This window comes from Streptomyces bobili (genome assembly GCF_002154575.1).
In the GTDB taxonomy this organism is placed as follows: Bacteria; Actinomycetota; Actinomycetes; order Streptomycetales; family Streptomycetaceae; genus Streptomyces; species Streptomyces bobili.
In genome coordinates, this window is record NZ_MUBA01000905.1 from 1 (window position 1) to 1,597 (window position 1,597).

At 67.3% G+C, this 1,597-nt stretch carries 1 protein-coding gene and 1 pseudogene; one reads left to right on the forward strand and one right to left on the reverse strand.

The window, feature by feature from the left end; translation table 11 throughout:
- A partial coding sequence (locus BZL64_RS38610) for an amino acid permease (protein ID WP_086773543.1) occupies window positions 1-1,207 on the forward strand: 1,207 nt, incomplete at its 5' end.
- A gap of 75 nt (window positions 1,208-1,282) precedes the next feature.
- Here BZL64_RS38610 and BZL64_RS38615 read toward each other — a convergent pair.
- Window positions 1,283-1,597 (reverse strand): annotated as a pseudogene (locus BZL64_RS38615) (serine/threonine protein kinase); the annotation flags it as partial.

A 1,597-nucleotide genomic window follows, 5' to 3' on the forward strand; every position in this document is an offset into this window, starting at 1 on the left:
GGGCGAGATGTCCGCCGCCAACCCGACCTCGGGTTCGTTCTCCGCGCACGCCGACCGCGCGCTCGGCCCCTGGGCCGGGTTCTCCATCGGCTGGCTCTACTGGTTCTTCTGGGTCGTCGTGCTGGCCGTGGAGGCCACCGCCGGTGCCGCCATCCTCGAATCGTGGATCCCCGCCGTGCCGCAGTGGGGGTGGGCGCTCATCGTGATGGTGGTGCTGACCGCCACCAACCTGGTCTCCGTCGGCTCCTACGGCGAGTTCGAGTTCTGGTTCGCCGGCATCAAGGTCGTCGCCATCGGTGCCTTCATCGTCATCGGCGGGCTCGCCGTGTTCGGCGTGCTGCCCGGTGTCGACAGCGACAAGGCCGGCGTCGGCAACCTCGTCGACCACGGCGGCTTCCTTCCCCACGGGCCCGGCGCCATCCTGACCGGCGTACTCCTCGTCGTCTTCTCCTTCATGGGCAGCGAGATCGCGACCCTGGCCGCCGGTGAGTCGGAGAACCCGCAGCGGGCCGTCACGAAGTCCACCAACAGCATCATCTGGCGTATCGGCGTCTTCTACCTCGGGTCGATCTTCGTCGTGGTCACCCTGCTGCCGTGGAACGACCCCTCCCTCAAGGAGCAGGGTTCCTATGTCGCCGCCCTCGACTCGCTCGGCATCGCGAACGCCGGCGAGATCATGAAGTTCATCGTGCTGACCTCGGTGCTGTCCTGCCTCAACTCCGGGCTCTACACCGCCTCCCGCATGGCGTTCTCGCTCGGTGAGCGCGGGGACGCGCCGAAGGCCTTCGCCCGGACCACCTCGCGGGGCGTGCCGAAGAACGCGATCATCGTCTCCGTGGTGTTCGGGTTCGTCGCCGTCTTCTTCAACTACGAGTACCCGGAGTCCGTCTTCCTCTTCCTCGTCAACTCCAGTGGCGCCGTAGCCCTGTTCGTATGGCTGGTGATCTGCTTCTCGCAGCTGCGGATGCGGAAGATCATCCAGGCGGAGTCGCCGGAGAAGCTCGTCGTGCGGATGTGGCTGTACCCCTACCTGACCTGGGCCACGGCCGGGCTCATCGTGTTCATCCTCGGTTACATGCTGACCGACACCGAGCATGACGGCCGGACCACGGTGCTGCTGTCGCTGCTCGTCGCCGCGATCGTCATCGCCATCGCCTTCGTCAAGGAGAAGCTGAAGGACCGGGACGAGGTACGCACCGAGGTGTAGTTCGCGACCCGGCAGGCGGAGGGGGCCCGTTCCCGCGGGCCCCCTCTTCCGTGTGCCCGCCTCGCCGCCCCGCCCTCACAGCACCGTGAAACTGTCCTTCACCTTCTCGTACGTGCGGACCGCCGACGTCTCGATGTCCGGCCGGTACCAGGTGTTGATCTGGTACGTCTTCCCGCCCTCGTCGAAGCCGAGCAGGCGGGCGTGCCAGGGGACGCCCTGGAGGGTGAAGGTGTACTCCCAGACGACCGCCGGGCGGCCGTCGAACGTGGTCTCCGCCAGCCGGATCTTGCGGTAGTCCTCGCCCTGGTGCGCGTTCTGTTCGGAGGTCCGCCAGGTCTCCATCAGGTCGCCGCCGGACAGCGAGGACTTGGCGGCGACCTGATGGAGACC